Consider the following 24,396-nt stretch of genomic DNA (forward strand, 5'->3'; position numbering starts at 1 on the left):
TGGGAGCGGCTACAGCCGCGATTGATCCTTCGGGCGCAGCCGCGGCCGCGAATCGCCGCTATAGCGGCTCCCACAAGGGCAGGGCTCCAGGCTCCCACAAGGGCGGGGATCCGAGCCTCCACAAGGGCGGCGGAGGTCCAGCGTGAACCCGGTCGAAGTCCTCGCCGCGGTCATCACCGATGCCAGCGGCCGCATCCTGCTGGCGCGCCGCACCGCCGGGCGCGACCTCGCCGGCCTCTGGGAATTCCCCGGTGGCAAGCGCGAGCCGGGCGAGACGCCCGAAGCCGCCCTGGTGCGCGAGCTGCACGAAGAGCTCGGCATCGAAGCCCGCATCGGCGCGCACCTGATCACCGTGCCCCAGGCCTACCCCGGCAAGCGCCTGCGCCTGGACGTGCGCCACGTGACCCGCTGGACCGGCATCCCCCGCGGCCGCGAAGGCCAGGCCCTGGCCTGGGTCCCGCCGCACAAGCTGGCCAGCTACGCCATGCCGCCGGCCGACATCCCGGTCGTCGCCGCCCTCCTGCAGCCCGCCCTCTACGCCATCAGCCCCACCCTGGCCCCGCCCCCCTGTGGGAGCGGCTACAGCCGCGAACCGGTGGCCCCGGTTTCTTCGATCGCGGCTATAGCCGCTCCTACTGGGGGTGATGGGTGGCTCGCTGGTTTGGACCTTGCCCTTGCGGCTGGCGTCAGGCGTATCCAGGTCAGGCTTCCCGGCATCGACTCCACCCAGTGCCGCGAACTCACCATCGCCGCCACCGTGCGCTGCCGCGCGGCCGGCGCCGACATCCTGGTCAACGGTGACGCTAATCTCGCCCGCGAACTCGGCATCGGCCTCCACCTTCGCGCCGCCCAGCTTGCCGGCCTGGATGCGCGGCCCGCGCTTGCGGCCGGCGCCCTGCTGGCCGCCTCGTGCCACAACGCCACCGAACTCTCCCACGCCACCCGCCTGGGCTGCGATTTCGCAGTCGTCGGGGCGGTGAAGCCCACCGCAACGCACCCCGGCGAGCCGGGCATTGGCTGGGATGCCTTCGCCTGCCTGCGTGAGGACGTCAGCCTCCCGATCTACGCCCTCGGTGGCCTGGCCCCCACCGACCTCGAAGACGCCCGCCGCCACGGCGCCCAGGGCATCGCCGCCATCCGCAGTCTGTGGGGTGGCGCCCGGCGATAGCGGCCGCACTCGGCCCTGGTCTCGGCGGCTGGGTCTCTCGGTGCGTTACCCGGGGCTCCTACGGGATGCGGGAGGCGGGCTTGCTTTGGGCGAGGGTGAGGTAGCGCTCATGCAGCGCTGTCACCACACCATCCAGCGCCTCCAGCGGCCCGTCGTTGGCGATGACGTCGTCCGCCACCGCCAGCCGCTGCTCGCGGGTGGCCTGGGCGCGGATCATGTTCCAGGCCAGGGCTTCGTCGATGCCGTCGCGCCGCAGCAGGCGTTCCAGCTGCAGCTCCACCGGCACGTCCACCACCAGGACGCGGTCGATCCACTCCGCGTAGGCGTCGCGGCCGGCTTCGGCGAACAGCGGGATCGCGGCGATGGCGTAAGGGCCGGGCGCGGCATCGCAGGCGGTGCGCAGCGCGGTGCGCACCCGGGGATGGATGATCGCTTCGAGGCGAAGGCGGGCGGTGCCGTCGGCAAAGACGCGTCGGCGCATGGCCGGGCGGTCCATCCCGCCGTCGGCTCCCAGCACGTCGGGGCCGAAGGCCTCCACGATCTCCGCGAGTCCCGGCGTTCCGGGCTCCACCACCTCGCGCGCTGCCACGTCGGCATCGGCCACGTATACGCCCAGGGCGCGGAAACGGCGCTCGACCTCGGACTTGCCCGAGGCGATGCCGCCGGTGAGGGCGATGGTGTAGTGGGCCATGGGAGCGAAGTCTAGCCTGTGCAACGTACGGCGCTACAGCCCCACGGACGCCCTGTCAGCGCTGTGGATGCTTCCCCAGCCATTCCCGCAGCGCGGCATTCATCCGCGATTGCCAGCCGGGGCCGTCGGCCTTGAAGGCTTCCAGCACGTCCTTGTCGAACCGGATCGTATCGGTTTTGAGCAGCTCGCCGAAGTGACCGACAAACCCAGCAAGAGTCTGCATCGCATGCTCTCGTCCCACGGCAATCCGAGCATGGACAACCTGGCGGCGATCTTTGGCGCGGTGCGCGAGCGCCTGGGTGTCGGTCTTGAGGTTCACGCGGTCGAAGCCCACGCTTGAGGAAGAGGGGCGGCTCCTTGCGACGCGAGCTACAGCCCGGCGTACGCCTTGTAAGCGCCGATAATCCCATCACCCCACATGAAGACAATCCACCCCGCTGCCGCCAGGAACGGGCCGAAGGGGATGGGGGTCGCGCGCTCGCGGCCCTTGATCATCAGCCAGGCCCCGCCGATCAGGGCGCCCACCAGCGACGACATCAGGATGATCGGCAGCACGCCCGCCAGCCCGCACCAGGCGCCCAGCGCGGCCAGCAGCTTGAAGTCGCCGTGGCCCATGCCGTCCTTGCCGGTCAGCTGCTTGAACACCCACCACACGCTCCACAGGCTCACATAGCCCGCGATCGCGCCCAGCAGGGCCTCCTTGGGCCCGTGGTACAGGTTCTCGACCGCCGCGATCAGCCCCAGCCACATCAGCGGTAACGTGAGTGAGTCCGGCAGCAACTGGGTGCGCAGGTCGATGCCCGACAGCGCGACCAGGTAGCAGGTCAGGAGTCCCGCGCCGAAGCCCTGCCAGCCGAAGCCGAAGGTCCACACGCAGGCCAGCAGCAGCAGCATGGTCAGCAACTCGACCGCCGGGTACTGCGCCGAGATCGGCGCGCGGCAGCTGCGGCACTTGCCGCGCAGCGCCACCCAGCTCAGCACCGGGATGTTCTCGTACCAGCTCAGCTGGTGGCCGCAGTGCGGGCAGTGCGAGCGCTCCACCACGATGCCCGGCGGCGGCGGATCGTAGAGCTCCGGCTCACCGAGCATCTCGCGGCTGTCGCGCTTCCACTGCCACTCCATGCGCCTGGGCAAGCGCAGGATGACCACGTTGAGGAAACTGCCGACAAGCAGGCCGAGGCCTGCGACCAGCGGGTAGCCGATCTCGGGGTTCTGGTCGAGGAAGGCCACTGGTCGGTCAGACCACCGCGGCGAGTTTGAAGATCGGGAGGTACATGCCGACGACCATGCCGCCCACGATCGTGCCGATGAATACCATGATCAGCGGCTCCAGCAGGCTGGACAGCGCATCCACGGCATTGTTGACCTCTTCCTCGTAGAACTCGGCCACCTTGAACAGCATGGTGTCGAGCGCGCCGGCCTCTTCGCCGATCGCGGCCATTTGCGTCACCATGTGCGGGAACAGGTTCACCTGTTTCATGGACGCATTGAGCTGATAGCCGACAGCGACGTCGTTCTTGATCTCGTGGGTGGCTTTCTCGTACACGGTGTTGCCGGTCGCACCGGCTACGATGTCCAGTGCTTCCACTAGGGGAACGCCGGCCTGGAACGTCGTCGCCAGCGTCCGGGCGAAGCGTGCGATGGCCGAGTTGTGCATGATCTGGCCGATCACCGGGACCTTGAGGATCAACCGGTCGCACAAATGCTGGAACGCGGGTGAGCGCTTGAAGATGAAGATCGTGCCCAGAATGGTGACCACCGTTACCAGCAGGATCATCCACCACCACTTCACCATGAACCGTGAGGCTCCCACGATCAGCTGGGTAAACGCAGGAAGATCTGTGCCAAAGCCCGCGAACACCGATTCGAACTGTGGCACCACGTAGACCAGCAGGATGGCACTGACCAGAAGCGCGACCGCAACCACCGTTGCCGGGTAGAACAGCGCTTTCTTGATCTTGCCCTTGAGGGTCTCGATGTTTTCCTTGTAGGTGGCGATGGTCTCAAGCACGGTCTCCAGCACGCCTGCGCCTTCGCCGGCCTTCACAAGGTTCCGGTACAGCTCGTCGAACTGCACCGGATGCTTGCTCATGGCTTCGTAGATCGACATGCCGCCCTCGAGGTCCAGGCGCAGGGAATCGACCATGGCCTTCATCCGGGGGTTCCGGTTGCCGTTGCCGATGATTTCCAGCGATTGCACGATCGGCACGCCGGACTTGATCATTGTCGCCAACTGCCGGCTGAAGACCGCAATGTCCTTTGCCGAGATGCGCGCGCCTGAGCTGCCGAACAAGGGCTTGCCCTTGGCTTTGACCACCGTGGGCGTGATCCCCTGGCGGCGGAGTTCAGCACGGAGCAGGTTCGCGTTCTTCGCGGACTGCTCGCCCTTCATCTTCTTGCCGCGCTTATCGGTGCCTTGCCAGACGAAAGGCGTCAGCTCAACGCCCTTGCGCTGTTGCGCAACGGGCTTCTTCGCGGCGGTTCGCGCGGCGCTACCGGTCACAGCCATGTTCAGACTCCCCTAAAGGCCCGGAACCCCGACCAGGCCGCAAGAGTCCATCCTAAACCCTTGCGGCGGAAAGTGAAATTTCCGTTTGTGACGTGCCTCCGGGTTCCAGCAACTCCCCAGCCTTTCCTTCCCGCAAAGCGGGGGAAGGTGCCCAAAGGGCGATGGGGCGCTCTCAGTCGACCGTAATCCGGTTGATCTCCGCCAGGCTCGTCAGCCCGTTCCTCGCCTTCAGCAGCGCCGACTGGCGCAGGTCTTTCACCCCTGCCACCTTCGCCGCCTCGGCGATCTGCAGCGCGTTGCCTCCCTGCAGAACGATGGTCTGGATCTCATCACTCATTGGCAGCACCTGGTAGATACCCACCCGGCCCTTGTAGCCACCGGTGCACTCGTCGCAGCCCACGGCTTCGTAAATCGTGAAACCCGCGTGTATCTCGTCGGCGGTAAAGCCTTCGGCCAGCAGGGCGTTGTCGGGCAGGTCCTGTGGGCGTTTGCACCTGGGGCAGAGCCGGCGGCATAGGCGCTGGGCGACCACCACCGTGACGGAACTGGTGATGTTGTAGGGCGCGATGCCCATGTTCATCAAGCGGGCGATGGTCTGCGGCGCGTCGTTAGTGTGCAGGGTGGAAAGCACCATGTGGCCCGTTTGGGCGGCCTTGATGGCGATCTCGGCGGTTTCCAGGTCGCGGATCTCGCCGACCATGATGATGTCCGGGTCCTGGCGCAGGAAGCTGCGCAGGGCGGCGGCGAAGGTCATGCCGCGCTTCACGTTCTGCTGCACCTGGTTCACACCGGGCAGGCGGATTTCCACCGGATCCTCCACGGTGGAGATGTTGCGCATGTCGTCGTTCAAGATGCCGAGCGCCGTGTACAGGCTGACCGTCTTGCCGGAGCCGGTGGGGCCGGTGACCAGCACCATCCCATACGGCTTGTGGATGGCATCCAGGAAGATCTTCTGCTGGTCCGGTTCGTAGCCCAGCTTCTCGATGCCCAGCTTGGCCGCGCTGCCATCCAAGATGCGCAGTACAACCTTTTCGCCGAACAGGGTCGGCAGGGTGCTGACGCGGAAGTCGATCTGCTTGGTCTTGCTCAGGTTGAGCTTGATGCGGCCGTCCTGGGGCACCCGCTTCTCGGCGATGTCCAGCTGGGCCATGACCTTCAGGCGGGCAGTGATGCGCTGGTTCAGCTTGACCGGCATCTTGGCGGCCTGCTTGAGGATGCCATCGATGCGCAGACGAACGCGGAAATCGTCCTCATACGGCTCGAAGTGGATGTCCGACGCCCCTTTCTTAATGGCATCGATCAGGACCTTGTTGACGAACTTGACCACCGGGGTGTCGTCGCCCTTGGCGTCGACGCCGGAATCGCTGCCCTCATCCTCGCCACCGCTGATGTCGAGGTTGTCCAGGCCATCCGAGTTCTGCAAGGCGTCGCCGAAGCTGTCGCCGGCGTCCTGCCACAGTTCCACGCAGCGGCGGATCTTGTCCTCGTCCACCAGGATGGGCTCCACCACCAGGTTGGTGTGGAACTTGACCTCGTCCAGGGCATGGGTGTTGGTGGGGTCTGTGGTGCCCACGAACAGCTTGCCGCCGCGCTTGAACAGGGGAAGGATGGTGTGCTTGGACAGCAACTCATCGCTGACCAGCTTGATCGCGCTCATGCTGCCGTCCATGACTGATGGATCGAACACCGGCATGCCGAACTCCATGGAGTTCGCCGCGGCCATCTGGGCCGTCGTGACCAGTTTGGCCTCGCGCAGGTACAGCGCGACGGGCTTACGCTCCTTGGTGGCCTTGTCCAGCGCCTCGCGGGCGGTGGCCTCGTCCAGGACTCCGTCAAGGACCAGGCGGCGGGCGATGCCGGTGATGCCGACCAGGTTGGCCGATGCGACTGCGTTCATTGGGTTCCTCCGCGATGGGCAGACTTTAGCGCAAGCGTCCGCCGGGCCATAGGCAGGTAGCCGTCCCAGTGTCGGGGCCGACAGCTGCCACCGTCGGACATTTCCGGCTACTCTTGGGCAAAGGGGACCTCATGCGAATTTCAGTCATCCTGCCCGCCAAGAACGAGGCCGAAGGCCTGCGGCGTGTGCTCCCGGCCCTGCGCGCGCAAATGCCGGACGCCGAGATTATCGTGGTGGACGACGGGTCCACCGACGACACCGCGGCGATGGCTGCCGAGTACGGTGCCACAGCCCTGACCTCTCCGTACTCCATGGGCAATGGCGCGGCGATCAAGCGCGGGGCCCGGGCCGCCGGCGGGGACGTCCTGGTGTTCATGGACGCGGATGGGCAGCATGACCCGGCGTGTATTCCGCAGCTGCTGGAGAGGCTGGGTGAGGGATACGACATGGTGGTCGGTGCCCGCAACCGGGCCGGTCAGGCCGGCGTGCACCGCGGGGCCGCCAACGCCTTCTATAACTGGCTGGCCAGCCGCATGACCGGCTCCGACGTGAAGGACCTGACCTCCGGATTCCGGGTGGTGCGGGCGGCGAAGTTCCGCGAGTTCCTGTACCTGCTGCCCAACGGCTTCAGCTACCCCACCACCAGCACCATGGCATTCTTTCGCAGCGCCTATCCGGTGGCCTACGTGCCGGTCCCGGTGGCCAAGCGCATCGGCAGGAGCCACATCCGCCCCATCCGCGACGGCATCCGCTTCATGCTGATCATCTTCAAGATCGCGACCCTGTACGCGCCGCTGAAGCTGTTCGCGCCCACGGCGTTCGCCTTTTTCCTGACCGGCATGGGCTACTACGCCTACACCTACTTGGGCGAAGGTCGGTTCACCAACATGAGCGTACTGCTATTCAGTGCAGCGGTGATCATTTTCCTGATCGGGCTGATTTCCGAGCAGATCACGGCATTGACGTACCGCAGGGATGATTGATAGCGGACCTGCCACCGGGACGGGAACCGACAAACCCACGCTGCTGGTGCTGGCTTCGACCTATCCGCGCTGGGCGGACGATCCGGAGCCGGGCTTTGTGCACGAGTTGGCAAAGCGGTTGACCGACCGCTTCCGCGTGGTCGCTCTTGGCCCCCATGCGCCCGGAGCGAAAACGGCCGAGGTGCTTGATGGCGTCGAGGTGATCCGCTATCGCTACGCGCCCGAGCGGCTGGAAACGCTGGTCAACGATGGCGGGATCGTCACCAACCTGCGCCGCAGCCAATGGAAGTACCTGCTCGTCCCCGGTTTCGTGCTGGCACAGGCCTGGCAGGCCTGGCGGCTGGTCCGCGCGGGCGATGTCGATGTCATCCACGCCCATTGGCTGATCCCGCAGGGCTTGATCGCTGCGATGTTGCGGCGCCTGCCGGGGCGCAGGGTGCCATTCGTGGTCACCTCGCACGGTGCGGACCTGTTCGCACTCAAGGGCCGCTTGCTGCAGCGGATGAAGCGTTTCGTGATCCGGAGCGCATGCGCGGTCACGGTGGTCAGCGAAGCGATGCGGGAACGGATACTGCAAATCGTGCCCGACGCCGACAATGTCAGCGTACAACCGATGGGCGTCGATCTGCGACACCGGTTCGTGCCGGACCCCGACACGCCACGCTCGGACGATGAACTGCTGTTCGTCGGCCGGCTGGTGGAAAAGAAAGGGCTGCGCCATCTGCTTGATGCGATGCCTGCGGTGATCGCCCGCCAGCCCGGCGCCCGTCTGCGCATTGCCGGATTCGGCCCCGAAGAAGCCGCGCTCAGGCGTCGCGTCGCAGGACTCGGGATTGCCGAACACGTCGAGTTTCTCGGTGCGGTTCCCCAGGCGGACCTTCCCAACCTGTATCGGCGGGCCGCGATCTTCGTGGCGCCGTTCGTCGAAGCCTTGTCCGGCGACCAAGAAGGTTTGGGGCTGGTGCTTGTGGAAGCCGTCGGTTGCGGCTGCCCGGTGCTCTCCGGTGACGTGCCGGCGGTGCGTGATGTGCTTGGCCACACGTCACGCAGCCTTGTTGATCCACGCAAGCCAGAGCAACTATTGGATGCTGTTCTCGATGTCCTTGAGAATCCGCGAAGCGCCCGATCTCAGGCTGAAAGCCTGCATGAAGACCTGATCAACCGGTTCGACTGGGAGAGTGTCCGGAACGGCTATGCGGCTATCCTGAGCACCTGCTCGCCCATGTAGCGGCGCTACGTTGGTGTCATCATTCCTCGTTGATCCACAAGATCTTGCGCATCGAGAGGCTTCGCCATGAGTGACCAGCAACTGCGCAAGGCGGCGCGACCTGCAGTCTGGTTCCCGACGGTCAGGACCGGCACTGGCACCGACGTCTTCACCGAGCGTCTGGTCGAGGGCCTGCGGAACCGGGGCATCCAGGCCGAAATCAGCTGGCTGCCCCTGCGTGCGGAGTACGCGCCCTGGACAGTGGCCGTGCCACGGCCGCCTGCATGGGCAAACGTGGCCCACCTGAACACCTGGTTGCATCCTCGATTCATACCTGATCGCCTTCCTGTGGTGGCTACGCTCCATCATTCCATCCATGATCCTGCGTTGCGTCCCTACAAGGGCAGGCTGCGCGCGGCGTACCACCGGTGGTGGATCGCTCCCATCGAGCGTCGCGTCCTCCATCGCGCGCAGCGTGCAGTTGCCGTCAGCCAATTCGTGGCCGACATGGGTCGTCAGACCTTGAGCGATGTGCCGATGGTGGTCATCCACAACGGTATCAACACTGCGCGCTTCCATCCGGGCCACAGGGCGCGTCAGCCCGGTGAGCCATTCCGCTTGCTGTACGTCGGAAGCTGGATGGCGCGCAAAGGCGTTGACCTGCTGGCGCCGATCATGGGTGAGCTGGATGATGGCTTTGAGTTGCGGTACACCGGGGGCTCAGAGGCAGCGCAAGACCTTGCGAACATGCCGACCAACATGATCGACATCGGTCGTTTGCATGGCGACGCCGCCGTGGTGGCTGCGATGCAGAATGCGGATGCACTCCTGTTTCCGTCGCGCAGCGAGGGATTGCCGCTGGTCGTGGCAGAAGCGATGGCATGCGGGCTGCCGGTGATCGCTTCGCACGCTTCCTGCCTGCCCGAAATAGTTGCTGATGGAGTGAGCGGGTTGCTGTGTCCGTGTGATGACGTTGCAGCGTTTGCGGCCGCGGTACGGAGACTGGCTGGTGATGGCGATCTTGCCACAGCCATGTCTGCGGCCGCGCCGGAAATCGCGAAGCAGCGCTTCGGGTTCGAGACGATGGTCGATGCCTACCGTACTCTGTATCCGGTGGCCGTCAGCGCGGAAGAATGACAGACGTCGACACTCGCCTCTCGCGCCAAGTCGACACCGGCCTGTGCCATCGACATTCGTATCAACGCCTCTCAGGCTTGCCACCCAAGCGAAGACGAACGCCTTCGAAGACCGCAGCACCATGTATGAAAGTCGCCACGGTCAGTATCCGCAACCTGTCCCAGTAGCCGAGTTGCCTGTTCTTGAGAATCCATATCGCTGACTGCAAGGAAGAGCGTTGCTTGGCGACCGCCGCATCACCAATGTGAGCCAAGCCAAGCTTCCGCAATCCGGCCCTTCCTGCCACCACCCGTCGCCCTTGGCGAATGGCGCCATGCAGTGAGCTGCGCGGCTCCGTATAGACGACGGCATCGGGTTGATAGGTCATGTCAATCTGGTGCGTGTTCGCCCGCCATGCCCATTCGCGATCCCCACCAGAGAGCAGGCGCTCATCAAACGGGCCGACGGTCTTGAACTGATCCCTGGTGCAGAACAGATTGGCAGTCGCTGAAAATCCCTTGTCGCGAATATTGCCTTCCTGGCCGAAGCCCGTGACCATCTGGTACAGCGCAACACCTGTGGGCGAGTCCTGGGGAGCAAAGATCACGTCCCCGCCTACCGCCCATTTGCCTTCGCCAGCATCCAGCGACGCTATTCCACGCTCAAGCCAGTGCTCGCATGGGACGCAATCCGCATCGGTGAATGCGAGAACGTCGCCTTGGGCAACTGCCGCGCCCGCATTGCGGGCTGCATAGGATCCGGGTGTTTGGCATCGGATCACCTTGACGTGAAAGGGGTGCTCGGAGTGCAGTCTGACTGGATGCTGGGAGCCATTGTCCACAACAATCACTTCAATGAGGTCCACTGGCCAGGACTGCCGGGAGAGTCCTTCAAGCGTTCTGGCTACGCCAGCCACGTCATTGAAAACAGGAATGATGACGCTGGTCAGTTGTGGGGTGCGCATGCTTGATTCATGATCTGCGTACGGGCGCTGGAACACGCAGCAGTTCCGCCATTGCTTCAATCCACTGCCGATTGTAGAACCAACTCAGCAGCAGATACCCGCCGGCGAGAACCAAAGAACCAGCGGGCAGTTGAAATGACGGCGGGAGCACGCTGGCGGCGACGTAGGCAAAGGCCGATGCAAGTACGGTAGCTCCGAGCGGCGGAGCAATGCTGGCATTGTAGGTCGAGAAACCTGCGCCGCAGGCTGGCCGGACGAGACAGCGCCAAGCCAGTACGTAAACCGCCGCCTGCCAGCCGAGCATCGTCCAGGCCAGTGCGGTCAAGCCCCCGAGCTTGGCGGCCACCCATAACAACGGCACGGTGGCAAAGAACAACAGCAGGTTCCAGGCATGGGCGCGTCGTGCCATGCCCACGGCATACAACAGGCTGCCAGAAGGGTTGCCAGTGGACCGAATCAGGCCCCACAAAGCAAACAGGCGGAGGTAGAAGGCGGCGGCATCCCACTGATCGCCAAGCAACAAGGACACGATCTGTTCGGGGAACAGTGCCAAGAGCGCATACAGGGGGAAGTTGAACGAAGCGGTCAGCCCCAGTGTCTTCAGGTAAACGGCCCGCAGCGCGGCCGGATCGTCCTGCAGGCGCGTCATGACAGGCAGGCCAACGCGTGTGATGACTGGATTGATGACGGTGTTGGCAATCTTCAACGTCAGGTCGCGCGGGACTGCGTAAGCGGCTACCACGGCGGGCGCCGCGAACAGCCCCGCGATGAACACATCGGCCTGCATGCGTATGGTGTTCCAGAAGCCGTCGCCCACGCGGTGCAGGCCGAAGGCGACAAATGGGCGGGCAAGCATCGGACGGAATGTGGTCTGGGGCTGCAGCCCGGCCGACAAGCGCCACCAGGCAAGAAGAGAATTGACGGCGGCCGATGCCACTAGTGCCATCACCAGTGCAAACACACCGTAGCCCGCAAGCGCTGCAACGACGGCGATGGCGGTTCCGGCCACGGTGGCAGCAATCTCATTTTGTGCCAGAACCGCGAAACGCAAATCCTTCTCGGCGAGTACTCGGAATTGCTGACCTATCGCAGCGAGCGGGAAGCTGACGGACAGCCAGATCATGACCGACACCAAGTCCGGTTCGCCGTAGACGTAGGCCAGCGGCCAGCCCGCCGCGGCAAACAGCAATGCCAGCAGCAAGGAGAATGCCAGGTTGAGCCAGAACAGCGTCGACAGCGTGGCGGGGTCCGGCCGCGGGAAATGCATCAGCGCACTGCTTAGTCCCAAGTCCGCAAACAGTGACGTGACGGCTGCTGCCACGCCCGCCATGGCCATCAGGCCGAAGTCGCCCGGCACCAGCAACCTCGCCAACACCGCCATCTGCAGCAGCTGCATGCATGCGCGAAAAATAGCCGAGATCGTGGTCCAGCGAGCGGCGGAGAACGTGGTTTTCCGCAGGGTCATGGCTTGGTGGCGGTGACGAAATAGCCGGCTGTCTCGCGCTCCTCAGGCCAGAACCGGTCGAGGGCCTGCCCAAGGTGCTGGTTTGCCCACCAAAACGGGACCAACAACGCGCGAGCCAGCATCCTGACCGGCTGCGGCCCCCGGGCAAGGCGATTCGTCTGGTAGTTGAGCTTGAGAAGCCACATTGACCAGAAGCCGGTCGTTGGAGTCACCACGATGTCGACAAAGCCGGCCTTCTGCAACAGATACTCAAGCCCATGGCACGTATATCGGTAATAGTCCCAGGGTGCTTCGTGAACCCACCATTGGAAGGGGACGGAAAGCGTCAGCTCCCCACCTGGACGGAGGATGCGCAAGGCCTCGGAAAGCATCACTTGCGGCTCTGCCAGATGTTCCATGACTTCAAAACTAACGACATGGCCTGCGATATCGCTGGCGAAAGGCAAAGGTCGATTGAGATCGGCAACGACATCGGCCTGCAAGCCGTGCAACGTACTGCTCCAGTCGACCCCAATGTACTCGTCGGCGTATTGAAGGATGTCCTGCTCGAACGGCCGCATACCGCAACCGAGGTCCACTACGCGGCCGGATAGCTCAGGAAGGCGCGCCCGGAACTTGCCGTTCAGGACCTTTTTGATCAGCCAGTTGTGGCTGAATAGATGCTCTGGATACACGCGGATCCCTTTGCGAGGATTTTCATAATCCCGTATCTATCATGGGCTGCACGTTTCATGCACACCCGCCCTTTCTTAGAAAGACAAGAAGAGTTTCACCCGGCTCTTTGTTAATTCGGTAGCTTACGGTCATCAAGCTCCGAGCCACGAAGTTTGCTGCTCGATTTAGAGTGCTGCGGCTGGTGCCATGGGTTGTGGCGGGCAAAGTGGCATTGCGTGGTTGAATTACTGCTTTCGATATGGTGCAGCCAAAGAGCCTCGCGATGTTCTCGTAGGCTGCGGCCGTGAAGTGCCCCATGTGATGCGGTGGGGCGTCGAAGATGTCCTGTTGATTGCGAAAATCGATGTTGTCGTTGTTTGGAGTGCTGAAGATAAGTGTGCCGTGGTCGTTCAGACAGGCCAGCGCCTGCTCGATGAAGAATCGCGGGTCCGTGACGTGCTCAAGAACGTGGAAAGCGCAAACGATATCGAATCTACCGCCTTTCGTAGCAATATCCTCGATGGATGTATGAAGGACATCCGCCGAAGTTACTTTTTCGCGAATAGCGTCTTCGTTGAATTCAAGACCCGTTGCGGATTTGACGCCCCCCTCTAGCGATCGCAAGAAGTAGCCCCTACCGCAGCCGATTTCCAGCAGGTGTTCCGTGCCAGTCAATGAGTTCCTGACGTGCGAGTATTCCCATCTCTCTGCACGATAGTAGTTTTTCCAAGCGCGACTGATTTCCCTGTAGAAATCCTCATCGCCAGCGACTTCTTCTGGGCGCCAGAATCTATATCCTGTCTCTGCGCATTCGTATAGCCCGATACTTCCAAGCGAGCCGAACTGTCGAGACACGTCGATTCCGCATTTTCTTCTGTAGTGTTCCACGATGAAGCCGGTCGGCACCTCCTGTAGCAATGCGGCTTTGCCGCCAAATGGACTCGACAGCGCTGTGGGAATATCTGCAGTCGGATTCTTCATTTGGATAGCCCGCATGCGTGCGCATAGACTTGTTCAAGGCGCAATGTGTTGAGTACGATGCTGTGATTTTCCTCGCAGAAGAGTCGAGTCTTGGTGGCGATGTTTTTGTCCCGCTCTCGGATCGCTGGGACAAGTGCACCGACTAGGCTCGGCAGATGGTTCTCGGCGAGGCCTCTTCCAGTTGCTCCATCAATGATGCCCTCAAGCCCTCCTTTAGCCGAGGTGACGACGGGCACGCCGCAGGCTTGAGCTTCCAAAATTGAGATCGGCAGCCCCTCTGCATCTCCATTTTCCGCCGTGATGCTTGGCAGACAGAGAACGCGTGCTAGGTGAAGTTGCGCCAGCACGGTATTAGGGTCTTGTGCCCCCATGAACTCCACCGTGACATCAAGCGTCCGAGCCAGTTTCCTGGCGTCATTGAGCAACGGGCCGTCGCCGATCATGACCAGCTCCGCATCCGCTACCTGTTTGCGCACTTCGGAGAACGCGCGGATCAGCAACAGCGGAGCCTTCTTCTCCACCATCCGTCCCACAAACAGGATCCGTTTGCTTCGCTGATCGATGGGTAGCCCGCCGGGTTTGAATCGCTCGGTGTCAACGCCGATGTAGCAAACGGTGATCTTGTCCTCCGGGATTCCATACGCGATGGCGCGGCACTTGATAGCGTGGGACACGGCGATGAAGTGGACTGCAGGCTCGCGTGCCATTTGCAACAGCCGCCGCGGGTAGGCCCTGCGATGGATCCCACCATGGCCGGCTTCCCACCACTCGCGGTGGACGTTGATATCGTAGCCATGCAAGGTGACAACCATTGGCAGCCCGGCAGCCTTGACGCTTGGCCATACATCGGTGGCATCGGGTCCGAAGTGCGTATGGACCAGCGCTGCACCTGTGCCAAGTAATACCGTCACGGTCGCCGGATGGGGGCTGTCTAGAAGCTGGCGCACCCGCAAGGCATATCGTCCAATGGTCCCTGCTGACGCGCAAGGGATGAGATCTACCTCAAATTCGTCAAGATCAAGGCCATCCTTCACCGATCCGTAGCCGACTAGGACGGACTTCCAGCCGACAAGGGCTCGTGTCTGCTCCTTGATGAAGGTTTCGGAGTTCGGCAGCAACTCATTACGGAAGACGATAACCTTTTTCACCTGACAAGCTCCCCATCACCAAGGCTCCTCTTCTTCAAACCGGCCAGCCATGACTGAAGGAGGTCCAAATGCTGGTCATCGGCAAGCGCGACAGCCCGGCGCGCTGCGTTGAGGGCCTCTTCCGGACGCCCGATACTCAGTAGCACTTCGGCAATGCTGACATGTCCAACCGGGTCCTGCGGCTTGATCTCAAGACCCTCGGACAACAGTGAGAAGGCCCGCTGCGGGTCTCCCTCCGCGGCCGCTAGCCGACCCGCTGCAAGGAGGTAATCGCCGTAAACATCCAAGTCTTGACGAATCATTCGGGAGGCGCCAGCTCGATCGATCAGGATGGCTGCCCGCTCCGTATCGCCTCGGTCGATCTCGAACTTCGCAACCTCGATTGCGCAGCGTGCGCACTCTCCGTCATTGCTGAAGAACCGGTCGACATGCGCATTGGCTTCACCCAGTCTTCCATTGCGCAGCAAGGCCGCGGTGAGGTTGTACTGCACGATCTCGGTCGTGGGGTTCTCGGACAGCGCCCAGCGCCAGACCGACTCGTCATCGAGCCAGAGCGGTACGGTGACGCGAATGGTTGCGAGGCTGCTGATGACCCATGCGGCTCCCAGCGTGGCCAGAAGAGTGTATTGCAGCCGACGACTTGTCAGCTTGATCCGGGGCCATGGCAAAAGCGGGAGAATGGCCGTGCCGAAGGCCAGCGCAGTGATGACGTAACGCTGGTGGTAGAGGCTGACGGCGAATCCGGTGGGAAGCAGGTTCAAAACTGGAAGCAGGGCCAGGGTCACAAGCAGAAAAAGGCCGCCCCATGCGGAACGTCGTGACAGGAGCGCATGGACGGCCCAGGCCAGCCCGGCCAGCGACAACCCGCCGAAGGCCAGCAAGCCAGGGCGAATGCGTTCGAACTCGTCGGTCGCAAACGAATGCACCGGATTGATGTCGGCAATAGGGAGAAGAATCATCCGCCAGTATTGGAGGTGCGTGTAGATGACCTTCTGGATCGAGCCCAGGAGGGACAGCTCACCCCCAAACGGAGGGGCGTCGTGCATCAGGTAGCCGAGCCCCCATGCGCGAAACGCCAGGTACGCCAGTCCGGCGAGGGCCAGCGCAGCGATCAGTAGCGCGTTTCTGCGCAAAAAGGCGCGAAGGAACGACGGACGATCACTGTCTTCAGGTTGCCTTGACTGCACAAGCCAGTCGACCAGCAGCACCACGGCCGGGAACACGGCCGCTGACTCCTTGGAACAGGCCGCAAGGAAGAAGGCCACGCCAGTGGCCAAGGCACGCCAACCCAGGGCCCGGAGCGCAAGCGCGGCCCATGTCCCCAGCAGCATGAACAGTGTGGCGATGAGGTCGAACTGGACCCCGATCCATGCCACGGCCTCGATCAGGGCCGGGTGCAGGCCATAGAACACCATCGCGGCCACAGTCCAGGCCAGATGTGGAGTGGGCGAATGTCGGACGATGCGGCTGCAATGCCGTGCAAGCAGGCCCACCAGACAGGTGTTGGCTAAGTGCAGCCCGAGTGACACGAGGTGCATGGCCCCCGGGCTGCTGTCGAAGGCGCGGATCTGGAGGGTGAAGAACCCCACGACCAATGGCCTGAAATAGTTGGTCCAACCGTTAAAGTCGCGCAGCACGTAGTGCTGCCACTGTGCGCCCGAGCTCAGCCAGTCGTTCTCGACGAAGTTGATGATGTCATCCCAGACGAATCCGCCGTTGCGTACGGGCCAATAGACTGCGGCGACAAGCAGGAGTGCAAGTGCGGCGCTGGCAAGCGTGGCGAATCGGGACGGATCGGCGGGCCTGTCAGGCGCGGGGTTCATGGCGCTCAGTTCGCGACAGGCAACGTGGGCAGCTCGCCGTCGCCCCCGTTGCTGTCCGCAAGACCCACATCGACGCGAATCCCCAGTTCGTGGGCCTTGGCCGCAACCACCCGGGCCTGGCGGACGTGCCCATCCTTCAGCAGGACATTCGCCATCTGCTGCGCGTAGTCCGGGCTGGAGCGGCTTGCCACCACCGCAAGCTCGAAGATCTGGTCCGCCAGCGGCTCATCCCCGACGTGCTTGAGCAGATAGTCGCCGAACTGCGCATAGCTGTAGGGTGGGAGCCTGATCCGGTTGAACATCGCCAGGAATGCATCGACCAGCCGCTCGTCGTCCAGCGCCACGCCCTTGAGCCGGTTCCCCAGCAGGCCGAACATGGCGTGAGTGGTGTCTGGCGTGATCGGCTGGTTCTCCAGTTTGGCGGTCAGCCTGTCCCACCACACCGGGTCCACCGGTCGCCCGGCTTGTACCGCCACAAGGATGAGGCCTTGGTCGCTGATGATCGAACTGCCCGGAATCAAGGCACCCCGTTCGAACTCGCGCATGGCGAAGTCGTTGAACGGGGATCCGGAATGGCCGTCTGTCATCTCGAGGTAGAGGGTGGCCAGGTCGGAACTCGCGCGCGCCGAAAGCGGATTCTTGTCCGCCAGATCGCTGGCCAGATGCAGCTGGTCGCCCCAGGTGGCGGCCCGCAGTGCTGTCAGCAAGAGCAAGGCCACGCACACCAGCACCACCACACCCCATTGCGCCGCAAAGCGATCGCGTACCGGAAGCTTCAAGAACAGTCCGGCCGCCGCCAGGATCACGCCCAGCAGTGCGAAGTAGTTGCGATGTTCGAACACAAGCTCAAGCGCCACGACGTTGCTGGTGAGGGCGTGGGCGGTGAAGAACAGTAGGACGCCCAGCGAGTACAGCGGAATGCGCTTGATCAGTACCAAGGCCGATGCCAGCAGTGCAAGCAGGAAGATGCCACTTGCCAGGGTCGTGGCCGGCGACAACAGGCCTTTCGACACAGGCAAATCGTCGTAGTAGAAATGCATCGTGCCCGGCAGAGGCAGGACGATCTGCCACAGGTACATGCTCAGTACCCGGAGCTGTGTCAGCAGGCGCTCGGCGGTGTTGAAGTTCCGGGCGGTGATCGTTTCGGTATTCCAGTAATGGGGAATCACCAGCAGCAGGAACACCAGGACCGCCGCGGCAACGACCAGCGCGTACCCCCAGCGCCAGCTTCGCGCAATCCAGGTACGCTGCGCCGCAAAGGACAGCACCGTCAATTCGAGTGCGAGTGCGAATGCGGGAAACAGGACGGCCGATTCCTTGGCGGCCCAGCCCAGCGCCACCAGCGGGATGCAAAGCGCCAGCCAAGCCCAGCCGCGTCGCCCATCGATCTGGTTCGTCCTTCCACGCAGATAGGCCAGCAAGGCCAGCAGGACGAAGGTGATGGAAAGGGTCTCCATCCGCTGGACGACATACAGGACGGTGGACACCTGCAGCGGATGCACCGACCAGAGCAGCGCAACCGCACCCGCGACGACGACCGGGTTGGTGGCAACAGGCGCAGATTCGTCTGTAGTGCCGAACCGGGTTGGCGTCTGCGGCGCGGCCAGCATGACCACGCGTCGGACGAACAGGAACACCAGCAGGGTGTTGAACAGGTGGACCAGCCAGCCTGTCAGCTTGTAGCCCCAAGGCTCCAGGCCATGCAGGGCATGGTTCACGCCGAAGCTGAGCATGGACAGCGGCCGGGCACCGAGGGTGCCGCCCGGCTCGAAGGATGTCGCGGCCTGCCGAAGCGACGCGCCATCCAGCGCGTCGATGTGGAGCCGCTGGTTGTCCACCAGGGCCGACCAGTCGTCGAAGATGAAACCACCGCCCAGGCCGGGCCAGTAGGCAAGACCGGCGGTCAGCAGCAAGAGCGCGCACCAGGCGCGGGGGTCGAAAATCAGGTTTTTCATCGATCCTGGTGGGCGTGAAGCCGGGTTGGCGCGTTCATGGTCAGGACGTGAGCGGCGACGCCATAATTACTGGCAATGGTTGGGTTTATAGACGTCAAGCGTGCCCGCAGCTGTCTGGCACTGCCACTGGCCCGATGCGTTGCGGCTGATGCGCAGGGCATTCCCCTGGATGGGCGGGGCGCCGTTGACGATGCATTCGATATGGCCGGCTTCCCCCGAAACCAAGTTGATCGTGCTGCAACGCGGCGTGCTGGCAGCCAATCCGATGTCGGTCGGATTGAAGCTGCTGATATTCTCAGCCAATAATTTGGCTTCGAACATGCTGCGCCCAGAATTTATCTCTGCGAGAGCGCTGGTCAGTTGACTCTTGATTGTGTAGTTCTGATAGGCCGGTAGCGCAATTGCAGCGAGAATGGCAATGATCGCGACCACGATCATTAGCTCGATCAGTGTGAACCCCTTGGCATGCTGCATGAGCGGTCTCCCCTGTATGACCGGTGCAACGGATGGATGGGTCCTGACGAAAAGGCCCCGCCGGAGCGGGGCCTCGAGGTGCTCCGTGTTCTGAAGCAACGCCCCGGTTTTGAGTACGATCAGCCGCAGTTGTTCGGGCGGTGATTTTCGCTCGCGACCGTAGTGGTGCACGGCCACTGGCCGCTGGCGGTCCGGGTGAGTGTGATGGTGCTGGTGTTGACGTTCGGGTTGCCCGAAATGGTGCACACGATCGTCTGACCGGAGGCGGCATCCCAATTCCCGGTCACGCCGACCGTCGAGCAGCGAGGGGTGCTGCCATTGAGGCCGATGTCACCGACAGTGGCGGGAACGGCTCCGCGGGTACCGGCTTGGATGCCCTCCTCGAACGCGGTCACGCCGCCACGGATGTCCGCCAGACCAGCAGTGGCCTGCGACTTGGCGACATAGTTCTGATACGCCGGCAGCGCAATGGCGGCCAGGATGGCGATGATCGCAACGACGATCATCAGTTCGATGAGGGTAAAGCCAGACTGCTTCTTCATTTGGGTAACTCCCCTAGAGGTTTGTAGGAAACTTCACGTGTGACAACGCCGGCATGGGTTCCGGAACCGTTGCTGCCGTGCGATATCGCACGTGCAGTGAAGTGTATGCAGAACCCGTGCCAGTTGTTGCCTTGCGGGGATGAATGAACAGATGTGCAACAGGATTCACGGTCCAGACTGTCGTTGCCGGGGAGTAGGCGACGCGTTGCGTCACTTTTTGGCGCCCATTGTGACGCTCAGGGGCAGGATTCAGTCAAGATATGTGACGCCTGTCTTTTTTGATGCTCGCGGTCCGCGGACGCTGCGCGAACTTGGCGACGCCTATTGGTGCATTGGGGGGTCACAAGCTGACGGCAGCGATGCGAGATGGGCATGCGAGTTCCTCTTCGGCGGCGCGCCGTTGACGGCGCTCTGGGACTGGCCGGGCTTGTCGGGTGCCTTGGGGCTTGCGCGAACAGGCTGGTCGCGCGGCTTCACCCTGATTGAGAAAGCCGCCACGGCCACCCGGCGCCACCGGGACAAGCTACAGGTCCGCAGGATGCTCACTCGGCGTGGGGATTACCCCGGCTCCGGCGGCGGCGTGGGCCGGTATGCGCGTTCGAAGTCCACGCGCGTAAGGCCTTTCACGAAGGCAGTGGACGGGTATCTATCGCACTGATGGCCGGCCCAGCTCGAACCTGCGCTCGCGCGTGGGTTCGCCGGTGGCAATGATCGGGTCCGGTCCGCAGGCGGTGCGGAGTGCTGTCACGCCTTCGTCGGCATCGTCGACGCCGCGGGGGCCGCTCCACACCACGCGCTCGCCCACGCGGGCGGCGCTGCGATCGACGTCGGAACCTTGCGGCTCGGTCACGACCAGGTAGCCGTCCCCGTCCAGCCCCAACTCGACATCCCGCCCGAACAGGACCAGCGGCTCTTCGTCGCCATCTCCCTGCATGCGGAAGCACCCGTCGCGCAGGATGAGGCGCCCGCTGTGCGCGGCCAGGGGCACCACGGCCGGCAAGCGGTCTTCGCGCGCGAACACTCGCACCAGCGGCACCAGTGCGGGATCCACCGAGCGGGGATTGGGCGGTGGCGGGAAATTCAGCCGGACACGCTCGGGCAGCACCCAGTTTTCGCGCGCGGCAATGACGCGGTAGCCGGCCCCGTCGATGGTCATGTCGAACTGGACTTCGCCCTCGAACTCCATGACCGATCCGCCACCAAGGATGCGGTGCGGTTTGAAGCGCTTCCACCATTCGTCGAACAGCGGTTGAAGCTCCTCCCTGGGGATGCCGCCCTCGGCGGCGACGAAGCGGCTGTCGGAGGTGAAGCGCGCCAGCGTCGCCGCGGCGTCGCGACGGAACTGGAAGGCGAAGCGCGGGTCGAGATCGTGCACGATCCGCATCCCGATGTAGTTGCCAGCGGTCTGCGCTTTCAGCTGCCTGTCCAGCGCCCTGGCATCGCTGGAGGCGGCCTGGTCTGGATTCATCAGTGCCTCGGCCCCGGCCTTTGGCGGTCGGTGCAGGGAAGCGGTCGAGGGGGGGGGCGTGCAGGACCGTGGCGAAGCCGGACGGTTCGATGCTGGCCCCGGGGGTGTACCGGCATGATTGCCGCTGGCCGGGTGCGGCGCGGTGGCGCAGGCGCCGAGTGCGAGCAGCAGGGGGGGGCGGTCCGTGGTGTCATGCACCCTCCCTGGTGCGGCTTGCGCCTCAGTCGATCCCGAGCTTCTTGAGCTTGTACCGCAGCGCCCGGAAGGTGATGCCCAGCGCGGCGGCAGCCTTGGTCTTGTTGTAGCGGCTTTCCTGCAGGGCCTGCTGGATGGCTGCGCGTTCGATCTCTTCTATATAAGAAGGCAGGGCGCTCGACGCGGTCTCGCGCGGGTTCATCGCCGCCGGCGACTGCGCCTGGGCGGTGCTGCCCACCATCGGCAGCCGGCGGCCGGGCGAGTGGATGTTGCTGCCGCCCGGCAGGCGCAGGTCGGCGGCGGTGATGTTGTCGCTGTCGGCCAGGGCCATGGCGCGTTCGAGCACGTTTTCCAGCTCGCGCACGTTTCCGGGGAATGCGTAGGCATCCAGTGCGGCCAGCGCCTCGGGGCCGAGCTTCGGCGCGCTGCGGTGCATCGCCTGCGCCAGCCGCGCGAAGATGGCGTCGGACAGGATCGGCAGGTCGCCGTCACGGTCGCGCAGCGCCGGTACGTGCAGTTCGATCACGTTGATGCGGTAGTACAGGTCATGCCGGAAGCTGCCGGCATTCACCAATGCGTTGAGGTCCTTGTGGGTGGCCGAGAGGATGCGCACGTCGACGTCGATCTCGGTCTGCGCGCCGACCGGGCGCACCTTCTTCTCCTGGATCGCGCGCAGCAGCTTGACCTGCATCGCCAGCGGCAGCTCGGCCACTTCGTCCAGGAACAGGGTGCCGCCGTCGGCGCTCTGGAACAGGCCGGGCTTGTCGGCATGGGCGCCGGTGAAGCTGCCCTTGCGGTGGCCGAAGAACTCGCTTTCCATCAGTTCGGTGGGGATGGCGCCGCAGTTGACCGGCACGAAGGGGCCGTTGGCGCGGGCGCCCTGGGCGTGGATGGTGCGCGCGACCAGCTCCTTGCCGGTGCCGGATTCGCCGCTGATGTGCACCGGCGCCTGGCTGCGCGAGACCTTGGCGATGGTTTCGCGCAGGGCGACCATCGCCGGCGAGCCGCCAAGCAGGCGGCCGGCCTCTTCGGGCTGGGCGGCGCGGCGGGCGTTGAGCTCCAGCGCCTGGCGCACCAGGCCCCTGAGTACGTTGATGTCCACCGGCTTGCTGACGAAGTCGAAGGCGCCGGCCTTCAGCGCTTCCACCGCGGCCTCGACGTTGCCGAAGGCGGTGATCATCGCCACGGGGGTCTCGGGGAAGCGGGTGGTGATGTCGCTGATCAGCTCAAGGCCGGAGCCGTCGGGCAGGCGCATGTCGGTCAGGCAGAGGTCGTAGCGGCCGCGGCCCAGCAACTCCTGCGCAGCGGCCAGGGTGGCGGCGGTATCGGTGCGCAGGCCCATGCGGCCCAAGGTCAGGACAAGGAGCTCGCGGATGTCGTGTTCGTCGTCGACGATGAGGGCGCTGCGGGCGTCTGTCATGGAATTTCTGCGAACCTGTCCGTGGGTGACCAATTTTGGCACTTTTCACCATAGTGTGACGAGTGTCAAAGGTACAAGCCTCAGCCCAGCATCGCGGAGCCGCTGCGCAGGGTGATGCGGAAGCAGGCGCCGCCGCCGGGGAGGGAGACGTACTCCAGGCGGCCGTCGTTGGCGCGGCACAGCTCGTGGGCGATGTAGAGGCCCAGGCCGGTGCCGTGCTCGGAGGTGGTGAAGAAGGGGCGGAACAGCTGGTGGGTCACGGCGTCGGGGATGCCGGGGCCGCGGTCGCTGATCTCGATCACGGGGCTGCCGTCCAGGATGTCGGCGTTGATGGTGATGCGGGCGGCCTCGCCGGGCTGGTGGCCGTGGCGCACGGCGTTGTTGGTCAAGGACGTCAGCACCTGCTGCAGGTGGCGGGGGTCGACCATGGCCGGGACGTCGGGGCGCTGGCCAGCCTGGCGCAGGCTGGCGTTCTCTTCCGGGCAGGTCTGGCGGTAGTCGTCGATGAAGGTGCGCACCTGGCCCACGAGATCCACGTGCTCGGGCTGGGCGCGCTCGCGGCGGGCCAGGCTCAGCACGCTCTCGACGATGGCGTTGGTGCGCATGCACTGCTGGTGGACGATCTGCAGCAGGCGGCGGTCGCTGTCGCCGATGTCGCGCGATTCCTCCAGCAGCTGGGTGGCGTAGCTGATGGCGGCCAGCGGGTTGCGGATTTCATGCGCCAGGCTTGCGGAGAAGCGGCCCATGGCGGCCAGGGTGAGCGATTCGGCGCGGCGCGAGACAAGCGCCGTGTCGTCGAGGAAGATCAGGGTGGTGTCGTCGGTGGCCAGCAGGCGGGTGAAGCGCGGCAGGACTTCGTTGCCATCGTCGCCGATGGTCAGCGGGGTGTCGTCGCTCCGGCCGCTGCGGCGCCATTCGGCCACGCGCATGGCCAACGCCGGGGAAATCTTCGGCAGGGTGCGCGGCGGGCCTTCGGGGTCGGGGCCGGGTCCGCCCAGCAGGATCCGCGCGGCCTCGTTGGCCATGCGGATGCGGCCGGTGCCGTCCACCATCAGCACGCCCACGCGCATGCGGCGGATGATCAGCTCGTTGACTTCGGCAAGGTTGGCGGCCTCGGCGCCGCGCCTGTCGGCCAGGCTGCGGGTTTCGCGCATGTCGCGGCCAAGGAAGTTGGTCAAGGACGCGATGGCCAGGTAGCTGACCGAGAACATCAGCACTTCGGCCAGGGGGCGCTCGCGGATCGGGCTGCCGGCCACGATCACCGCCATGTACTGCGCCACCAGCGCGCCCGACGCCAGCGCGGCGGCCGCCAGGCCCAGGTGCAGGGGCAGCAGCAGGGCGGCGGCGCCGACGTTGAACAGCAGCATCATCGCGATGCCGGGCCCGGCGTGGGGCAGGGCGTGGGTGGCCAGGGTGGCCACGGCGATGTCGATGATCACGCCGAAGATGACCTGCGCCGGCAGCGGGATCGATGCGCGGCCCGAGAACACCAGCAGTACGGCGGACGCCGCAAGGTAAGTGGCGGCCACTGCCACGGCCAGCGCGGGATCCCGCGCCTCGCCGCCGAATACGCCCTGCAGCGGGCCGAATACGGCCAGCGCCAGCAGCGCGGCTTCGAGCGTCCGGTACAGGGCAAGGAGGTACAGCTCGCGCCTCATGGCGCGGTCGGTGGGGGCAATGGGCACTCGGGCGGGCTCCGTAGGCGTTGGCGCACTATAATGGTCGGCGCTGTGTCC

General features: G+C 64.4%; 20 protein-coding genes and 2 pseudogenes. 4 read left to right on the plus strand and 18 right to left on the minus strand.

Features of this window, described 5'->3' with window-relative positions; all coding sequences use genetic code 11:
- Positions 1–142 precede the first annotated feature (142 nt).
- The gene (gene mutT, locus ACW7GZ_RS10415; RefSeq protein ID WP_457009064.1) at positions 143–1,168 is read left to right on the plus strand and encodes an 8-oxo-dGTP diphosphatase MutT; all 1,026 of its coding nucleotides are present in this window, start codon (positions 143–145) and stop codon (positions 1,166–1,168) included.
- A gap of 58 nt (positions 1,169–1,226) precedes the next feature.
- Here mutT and coaE read toward each other — a convergent pair whose 3' ends face one another.
- From coaE to pilB, 5 genes are all read right to left on the minus strand, one after another.
- Positions 1,227–1,859: a dephospho-CoA kinase gene (coaE, locus tag ACW7GZ_RS10420; protein ID WP_457009066.1), complete on the minus strand. Its 633-nt coding sequence runs from the start codon at positions 1,857–1,859 to the stop codon at positions 1,227–1,229.
- 55 nt (positions 1,860–1,914) lie between these two features.
- Positions 1,915–2,178, minus strand: coding sequence for a BrnA antitoxin family protein (locus ACW7GZ_RS10425; RefSeq protein WP_457005233.1), 264 nt, complete (start codon positions 2,176–2,178; stop codon positions 1,915–1,917).
- 50 nt (positions 2,179–2,228) lie between these two features.
- Complete coding sequence (locus tag ACW7GZ_RS10430; RefSeq protein ID WP_457009067.1) at positions 2,229–3,089, minus strand: prepilin peptidase; 861 nt, start codon at positions 3,087–3,089, stop codon at positions 2,229–2,231.
- Positions 3,090–3,096: 7 nt separating this feature from the next.
- Positions 3,097–4,368, minus strand: a complete 1,272-nt coding sequence (locus tag ACW7GZ_RS10435) for a type II secretion system F family protein (RefSeq protein ID WP_457009069.1) — start codon at positions 4,366–4,368, stop codon at positions 3,097–3,099.
- Positions 4,369–4,540: 172 nt separating this feature from the next.
- Positions 4,541–6,265 carry a type IV-A pilus assembly ATPase PilB gene (gene pilB / locus ACW7GZ_RS10440; protein ID WP_457009071.1) on the minus strand — a complete coding sequence of 575 codons (1,725 nt, stop codon included), beginning with the start codon at positions 6,263–6,265 and terminating at the stop codon, positions 4,541–4,543.
- Positions 6,266–6,396: 131 nt separating this feature from the next.
- On the opposite strand from pilB, the gene ACW7GZ_RS10445 reads away from it, so the two are divergent.
- The 3 genes from ACW7GZ_RS10445 to ACW7GZ_RS10455 all read left to right on the plus strand — a co-directional run bounded on the left by ACW7GZ_RS10445 (position 6,397) and on the right by ACW7GZ_RS10455 (position 9,592).
- The gene (locus ACW7GZ_RS10445; protein ID WP_457009161.1) at positions 6,397–7,248 is read left to right on the plus strand and encodes a glycosyltransferase family 2 protein; all 852 of its coding nucleotides are present in this window, start codon (positions 6,397–6,399) and stop codon (positions 7,246–7,248) included.
- Positions 7,241–8,476: a glycosyltransferase gene (locus ACW7GZ_RS10450; RefSeq protein ID WP_457009073.1), complete on the plus strand. Its 1,236-nt coding sequence runs from the start codon at positions 7,241–7,243 to the stop codon at positions 8,474–8,476. Before ACW7GZ_RS10445 ends, ACW7GZ_RS10450 begins: the two co-directional genes overlap by 8 nt.
- Before the next feature lie 66 nt (positions 8,477–8,542).
- On the plus strand, positions 8,543–9,592 hold the full coding sequence (locus ACW7GZ_RS10455; RefSeq protein WP_457009075.1) for a glycosyltransferase family 4 protein: 1,050 nt from the start codon (positions 8,543–8,545) through the stop codon (positions 9,590–9,592).
- Between the two features lie 61 nt (positions 9,593–9,653).
- Here the strand turns inward: ACW7GZ_RS10455 and ACW7GZ_RS10460 are convergent, their stop codons facing one another.
- From ACW7GZ_RS10460 to ACW7GZ_RS10520, 13 genes and pseudogenes are all read right to left on the minus strand, one after another.
- Positions 9,654–10,535 carry a glycosyltransferase gene (locus tag ACW7GZ_RS10460; RefSeq protein ID WP_457009077.1) on the minus strand — a complete coding sequence of 294 codons (882 nt, stop codon included), beginning with the start codon at positions 10,533–10,535 and terminating at the stop codon, positions 9,654–9,656.
- 7 nt (positions 10,536–10,542) lie between these two features.
- The gene (locus tag ACW7GZ_RS10465) at positions 10,543–12,000 is read right to left on the minus strand and encodes an MOP flippase family protein (RefSeq protein ID WP_457009079.1); all 1,458 of its coding nucleotides are present in this window, start codon (positions 11,998–12,000) and stop codon (positions 10,543–10,545) included.
- Positions 11,997–12,674 (minus strand): methyltransferase domain-containing protein, encoded by a 678-nt coding sequence (locus ACW7GZ_RS10470; RefSeq protein ID WP_457009081.1) that lies wholly within the window; start codon positions 12,672–12,674, stop codon positions 11,997–11,999. Before ACW7GZ_RS10470 ends, ACW7GZ_RS10465 begins: the two co-directional genes overlap by 4 nt.
- A 55-nt stretch (positions 12,675–12,729) precedes the next feature.
- The gene (locus ACW7GZ_RS10475; RefSeq protein WP_457009083.1) at positions 12,730–13,635 is read right to left on the minus strand and encodes a class I SAM-dependent methyltransferase; all 906 of its coding nucleotides are present in this window, start codon (positions 13,633–13,635) and stop codon (positions 12,730–12,732) included.
- On the minus strand, positions 13,632–14,783 hold the full coding sequence (locus tag ACW7GZ_RS10480) for a glycosyltransferase (protein ID WP_457009085.1): 1,152 nt from the start codon (positions 14,781–14,783) through the stop codon (positions 13,632–13,634). The genes ACW7GZ_RS10475 and ACW7GZ_RS10480 overlap by 4 nt, the downstream gene beginning before the upstream one ends.
- Positions 14,780–16,606, minus strand: a complete 1,827-nt coding sequence (locus ACW7GZ_RS10485; RefSeq protein ID WP_457009087.1) for a tetratricopeptide repeat protein — start codon at positions 16,604–16,606, stop codon at positions 14,780–14,782. Before ACW7GZ_RS10485 ends, ACW7GZ_RS10480 begins: the two co-directional genes overlap by 4 nt.
- Before the next feature lie 5 nt (positions 16,607–16,611).
- The gene (locus ACW7GZ_RS10490; RefSeq protein WP_457009089.1) at positions 16,612–18,561 is read right to left on the minus strand and encodes a hypothetical protein; all 1,950 of its coding nucleotides are present in this window, start codon (positions 18,559–18,561) and stop codon (positions 16,612–16,614) included.
- A gap of 66 nt (positions 18,562–18,627) precedes the next feature.
- Positions 18,628–19,035 carry a pilin gene (locus ACW7GZ_RS10495; protein ID WP_457009091.1) on the minus strand — a complete coding sequence of 136 codons (408 nt, stop codon included), beginning with the start codon at positions 19,033–19,035 and terminating at the stop codon, positions 18,628–18,630.
- A gap of 119 nt (positions 19,036–19,154) precedes the next feature.
- Complete coding sequence (locus ACW7GZ_RS10500) at positions 19,155–19,577, minus strand: pilin (RefSeq protein ID WP_457009093.1); 423 nt, start codon at positions 19,575–19,577, stop codon at positions 19,155–19,157.
- Positions 19,578–20,223: 646 nt separating this feature from the next.
- Entirely contained in the window at positions 20,224–21,045 is an 822-nt protein-coding gene (locus ACW7GZ_RS10505; protein WP_457009095.1) for a hypothetical protein, read from the minus strand.
- A gap of 220 nt (positions 21,046–21,265) precedes the next feature.
- A pseudogene (locus tag ACW7GZ_RS10510) lies at positions 21,266–21,424 on the minus strand (helix-turn-helix domain-containing protein); the annotation flags it as partial.
- A 92-nt stretch (positions 21,425–21,516) separates the two neighbouring features.
- Positions 21,517–22,660: pseudogene (locus tag ACW7GZ_RS10515) on the minus strand (sigma-54-dependent transcriptional regulator); the annotation flags it as partial.
- Between the two features lie 80 nt (positions 22,661–22,740).
- On the minus strand, positions 22,741–24,318 hold the full coding sequence (locus ACW7GZ_RS10520; protein ID WP_457005429.1) for a sensor histidine kinase: 1,578 nt from the start codon (positions 24,316–24,318) through the stop codon (positions 22,741–22,743).
- Between the last annotated feature and the right edge of the window lie 78 nt (positions 24,319–24,396).

This window comes from Luteimonas sp. A537, assembly GCF_054052065.1.

What these genes read in the sequence shown, in the direction of transcription:
- ACW7GZ_RS10460 (WP_457009077.1), bottom strand. Translation starts at nt 10,535, where the DNA reads ATGCGCACCCCACAACTGACCAGCGTCATCATTCCTGTTTTCAATGAC.
- ACW7GZ_RS10475 (WP_457009083.1), bottom strand. Translation starts at nt 13,635, where the DNA reads ATGAAGAATCCGACTGCAGATATTCCCACAGCGCTGTCGAGTCCATTT.
- ACW7GZ_RS10450 (WP_457009073.1), top strand. Translation starts at nt 7,241, where the DNA reads ATGATTGATAGCGGACCTGCCACCGGGACGGGAACCGACAAACCCACG.
- ACW7GZ_RS10455 (WP_457009075.1), top strand. Translation starts at nt 8,543, where the DNA reads ATGAGTGACCAGCAACTGCGCAAGGCGGCGCGACCTGCAGTCTGGTTC.
- ACW7GZ_RS10445 (WP_457009161.1), top strand. Translation starts at nt 6,397, where the DNA reads ATGCGAATTTCAGTCATCCTGCCCGCCAAGAACGAGGCCGAAGGCCTG.
- ACW7GZ_RS10485 (WP_457009087.1), bottom strand. Translation starts at nt 16,606, where the DNA reads ATGAACCCCGCGCCTGACAGGCCCGCCGATCCGTCCCGATTCGCCACG.
- pilB (WP_457009071.1), bottom strand. Translation starts at nt 6,265, where the DNA reads ATGAACGCAGTCGCATCGGCCAACCTGGTCGGCATCACCGGCATCGCC.
- ACW7GZ_RS10490 (WP_457009089.1), bottom strand. Translation starts at nt 18,561, where the DNA reads ATGAAAAACCTGATTTTCGACCCCCGCGCCTGGTGCGCGCTCTTGCTG.
- ACW7GZ_RS10435 (WP_457009069.1), bottom strand. Translation starts at nt 4,368, where the DNA reads ATGGCTGTGACCGGTAGCGCCGCGCGAACCGCCGCGAAGAAGCCCGTT.
- ACW7GZ_RS10465 (WP_457009079.1), bottom strand. Translation starts at nt 12,000, where the DNA reads ATGACCCTGCGGAAAACCACGTTCTCCGCCGCTCGCTGGACCACGATC.
- ACW7GZ_RS10505 (WP_457009095.1), bottom strand. Translation starts at nt 21,045, where the DNA reads ATGAATCCAGACCAGGCCGCCTCCAGCGATGCCAGGGCGCTGGACAGG.
- ACW7GZ_RS10520 (WP_457005429.1), bottom strand. Translation starts at nt 24,318, where the DNA reads ATGAGGCGCGAGCTGTACCTCCTTGCCCTGTACCGGACGCTCGAAGCC.
- ACW7GZ_RS10500 (WP_457009093.1), bottom strand. Translation starts at nt 19,577, where the DNA reads ATGAAGAAGCAGTCTGGCTTTACCCTCATCGAACTGATGATCGTCGTT.
- coaE (WP_457009066.1), bottom strand. Translation starts at nt 1,859, where the DNA reads ATGGCCCACTACACCATCGCCCTCACCGGCGGCATCGCCTCGGGCAAG.
- ACW7GZ_RS10495 (WP_457009091.1), bottom strand. Translation starts at nt 19,035, where the DNA reads ATGCAGCATGCCAAGGGGTTCACACTGATCGAGCTAATGATCGTGGTC.